This window comes from Cupriavidus sp. 8B (assembly GCF_054589115.1).
Window position 1 is genome coordinate 61,530 of sequence record NZ_BAAILO010000536.1, and the last position, 3,870, is coordinate 65,399.

At 68.0% G+C, this 3,870-nt stretch carries 4 protein-coding genes; all 4 read right to left on the reverse strand.

All coding sequences use genetic code 11. The features are described 5' to 3' along the window. Positions 1–3: 3 nt before the first annotated feature. Positions 4–1,581 carry a fatty acid--CoA ligase gene (locus ACYP5B_RS47560; protein ID WP_459574341.1) on the reverse strand — a complete coding sequence of 526 codons (1,578 nt, stop codon included), beginning with the start codon at positions 1,579–1,581 and terminating at the stop codon, positions 4–6. A gap of 65 nt (positions 1,582–1,646) precedes the next feature. Next, positions 1,647–2,429, reverse strand: coding sequence for an SDR family NAD(P)-dependent oxidoreductase (locus tag ACYP5B_RS47565; RefSeq protein ID WP_043357193.1), 783 nt, complete (start codon positions 2,427–2,429; stop codon positions 1,647–1,649). 295 nt (positions 2,430–2,724) lie between these two features. Continuing rightward, entirely contained in the window at positions 2,725–2,970 is a 246-nt protein-coding gene (locus ACYP5B_RS47570) for a GlsB/YeaQ/YmgE family stress response membrane protein (RefSeq protein WP_318235450.1), read from the reverse strand. A 31-nt stretch (positions 2,971–3,001) separates the two neighbouring features. Beyond that, positions 3,002–3,403, reverse strand: a complete 402-nt coding sequence (locus ACYP5B_RS47575) for a signal protein (RefSeq protein WP_400096110.1) — start codon at positions 3,401–3,403, stop codon at positions 3,002–3,004. Positions 3,404–3,870 lie beyond the last annotated feature (467 nt).

Sequence of the window (3,870 nt, forward strand, 5' to 3'; positions counted from 1 at the left end):
GCCTCAATTGACCCGTCGGTTGTACCCTTCCCAGTATGGCTCGCGCAGCTTCCTGCGCAGCAGCTTGCCGGACGGGTTGCGCGGCAGCGCATCGACAAACTCGATGCTCTTGGGGATCTTGTAGCCGGCCAGCCGCTCGCGCGCCCACGCCACAATGCTGTCGCGATCTGGCGCCTGCCCGGGCCGCGGCACGACGATGGCCTTGACCGCCTCGCCCCATTTCTCGTCGGGCACGCCGATCACGGCCACATCCGCCACCTGCGGGTGGCCATAGATCGCACTCTCGACCTCGGCGGGATACACGTTCTCGCCGCCGCTGATGATCATGTCCTTGACCCGGTCGTGGATGTAGACATAGCCCTCGGCGTCGAGAAAGCCGGCGTCGCCGGTGCGCAGCCAGCCGTCGGCGTCGATGGTGCGCGCCGTCTCGTCGGGCTGCTTCCAGTAGCCCGCCATATTCTGCGGCGAGCGGATCATCAGCTCGCCGACTTCGTCCGGCGGCAGGCGCCGGCCTTCCCAGTCCACCACCACCACTTCCACGCCGGGCAGCGGCTTGCCGGCGGCCCGCATGCGCGGCACATCGTCGGTGGTGTGGTCTTCCGGCGGCAGCGCCACCACCGTGCCGGTGGTCTCGGTCATGCCGTACTGCTGCGCAAACCCGCAGCCGAAGACTTCAATGCCTTCGCGCAGCAACGCTGCCGGGATCGGCGCCGCGCCATAGAGCAAGGTCTTCAGGCGGGAGTAGTCGATGCTGCGCGCGCGCGCGTCGCGCAGCACGAACTGCATCGCCGCGGGCACCAGGAACAGCTTGCTGATGCGCTCGCGCTCAAAGAAGTCAAGCACCGCGCCGGGATCGAAATCGCGCGCCACCACGCCCTTGGCCCCGGCAAGCAAGCTGCGCAAGCCCCAGCCCGAGCCGCCGATATGCGCCACCGGCATCGCCACCAGCGAAACATCGTCGTCCGTCCAGCGCGACCAGGCGATATCTTCGCGCTCGCTGGCCTCCGTGCCCGCGGTCAGGTTGCGGTGGGTCAGCATGGCGCCCTTGGGACGGCCGGTGGTGCCCGACGTATACAGTTGCAGCACCACATCATGCGCGGCGGGCTGGTGCGCCGGCGGCGTGGGGGCATGCGCGTCGCGCCAGTCCGCATAGGCGTGCCAGTCTGGCTGGCCGCCTTCCATGGCGATCACCTCGCGCACCAACGGCAGCGTGGGCAGCAGCTTGCGCACCAGGTCCGCCGATTCCGGCCCCACGAACAGCAACGCGGCATCGGAGTGGCCAACGATATAGCCAACCTCCGGCGGCGCCAGGCGCCAGCTCGCGGGCGCCATCACGGCGCCCATCTTGGCCGCCCCCAGCAGCAGCTCAAAGTAGTGATCGCAGTTCTTGCCGATATAGCCGATGCGCTCGCCGGGCCCGACCCCCGCGGCCGCCAGCGCCTGGGCGACGCTGTCGCTCTGGCGGTCCAGCTCCAGATAGGTGGTCAGCCTGCCTTCGAAGGCGTAGGCCACCGCATCGGGCCGCCGCTGCGCGAAGTGGCGCAGCGCATGCGGCAGTGTGGCCAGGTAACTGAAATCCATCAGCGTCTCCTTCTCTCGGTCCTGCTGCATGCGCGCGCCCTTTATTATTTTTCTGAGTTGCCGGATCAGCGCGGGGCCATGCGGATGGCGCCATCGAGCCGCACCGCTTCGCCGTTGAAGTAGCTGTTGCGGCACATCTCCAGCGCGAGCGAGGCAAACTCTTCCGGCGCGCCGAGCCGCTTGGGGAACGGCACCGAGGCGGCCAGCGCGGCCTTGACGTGTTCCTGCGCGCCTTGCAGCAGCGGCGTGTTGAAGATGCCGGGCATGATGGTGTTGACGCGAATGCCTTCGCCGGACAGGTCGCGCGCAATCGGCAGGGTCATGCCGACCACGCCAGCCTTGGAGGCGGAGTATGCCGCCTGGCCCATCTGCCCGTCCTGCGCCGCCACCGAGGCGGTATTGATGATGACGCCGCGATCGCCGTCGCGCGCATCCAGCGTGAGCATGCCGGCGGCCGAGCGCGCGAGGCAGCGGAAGGAGCCGATCAGGTTGATCTGGATGATGCGCTCGAACGCGTCCGAGGCGAAGAAGCGGATCTGGTCCGGCGCTTCCTTGGCGCGCGATGCGGTCTTGATGGCGTTGCCGGTGCCGGCACAATTCACCAGGATGCGTTCCTGCCCGAGTGCCGCGCGTGCCTTGGCGAAGCCGGCTTCGACTTCGGCTTCCGACGTCACGTTGACCTGGCAGAACACGCCACCGAGCTCACGCGCCACGGCCTCGCCCTTCTCCGCGTTCATGTCGAACAGCGCGACGCGCACGCCGTGCGCCGCCAGCGCCCGCGCGGTGGCTTCGCCCAGGCCCGACGCGCCGCCCGTGATCACTGCCGTTACCGATGCATTGAGTTCCATCTTGTCTCCACGTCTTCTTGATGTGTGCTGAACCATTCCCCGTTGCCCGTCGGCGCGCAACGCTACGCGCAACGGCGGAATGCCTGAGTCCGGCGAGCCCAATAGACAGGCTTGCCGGCGTGGTATGGAGATTCAGGGATGACGGCGCGCAACGCATCGTCGGAAGCGACGAATGCATGAAAGCGCAAGAAAGCGCAAGAAAGCGTGAGTACGCCAGCGCGCGGCGCGAACGCTGCTGCCCACGGGACATGCCCGCGGGCAGCAGCATTGGCCACTTGAAGAATCGGCGGCTTGCCTAGCGTCGCGTTGCCAGGTGATACAGCGCCAGCAGGATCACCGCGCCCAGCACGGCGCCGACAAAGCCGGCGGACTGGCCGGGCCGGTACCAGCCCAGCGCTTGCCCAAGGAAGGTCGCTGCCAGCGAGCCGACGATGCCCAGGCCGGCGGTCAGGAAGAAACCGCTTGGCCCGCGCCCGGGCGTGAGCAGGCGCGCCACCAGTCCGGCGAGAAAGCCGATGAGAATGACCCAGATCAGGTGCATGCCATGCCCTCCTGACGACGCTTCCCGCGGCTCACTTGCATGCCTTGCCGTGGTCTGCATGGAAGCCTTGCGCGGTGGCGTCGGCTTCACTCATGTAGGCACCGTTCTTGGTCTTGCCGTAGTACTTGGTGCCGGGGCAGTGATAGACCTTGGAAGTCTTGTTGACCCATACCTGACCAGGGCCGCCACCCGGGGCGGCGGCAGCGGCGGGCGCGGCCGGCTTGGCCATCGGCACGGAGGCAGCGGGCGCCGCAGGCTTGGCCATTGGCGCAGCAGCAGCGGGTGCGGCGGGTGCTGCGGGCGTGGCCTGGGCGCGCGCCAGGTGCGGGACCGAGGCGAAGAGCGCTGCGGCCAGCAGCAGGGGCAAGCCAATGCGCCGGCCGAGCGGGGCTGGCGACGCGGTAACGGAGTTCAAGGCTTTCATAGCATTCATGACAGGCTCCTGCGGTAACAATGCCATTGGGACAACGAAACGACAGGGCTGCATACAGCCGCAACCCGACCGACACGCAATACCTCACTCAACGGCCCGCACCGCCACTCCGTTGACCGCAAACGGCAGACACGGGCACGTGACCATGGTACGCGGGCAGCACGCCCCACCTGCTGCCGGCGCGAGATGCGCCATGCCGGATGCGCTGTGTGACCGGCAAGGCCTGTTGCGGCGCTGCACGATTCCACGGCGTGTGCGGTATCCGCAATGGGCTACAGTGTCAGGCATCCCCCCGGCGTTGCCCGGGCACTCTCTACCCGCATGGGATGACGCTCGTGATCAGGTCCCACCTAACCCACCTAACCCACCTAACGTTACCGGCCGCGTGCCGGCCCGGCGCGCTGCTGATGCTGATGCTGATGCTGTTGCTCTGGCTCGCGCTGGCGGCGCCGCCGGCACTGGCGGCG

Coding starts and splice junctions, on each gene's coding strand:
- ACYP5B_RS47560 (WP_459574341.1), bottom strand. CDS start 1,581: ATGGATTTCAGTTACCTGGCCACACTGCCGCATGCGCTGCGCCACTTC.
- ACYP5B_RS47565 (WP_043357193.1), bottom strand. CDS start 2,429: ATGGAACTCAATGCATCGGTAACGGCAGTGATCACGGGCGGCGCGTCG.
- ACYP5B_RS47570 (WP_318235450.1), bottom strand. CDS start 2,970: ATGCACCTGATCTGGGTCATTCTCATCGGCTTTCTCGCCGGACTGGTG.
- ACYP5B_RS47575 (WP_400096110.1), bottom strand. CDS start 3,403: ATGAATGCTATGAAAGCCTTGAACTCCGTTACCGCGTCGCCAGCCCCG.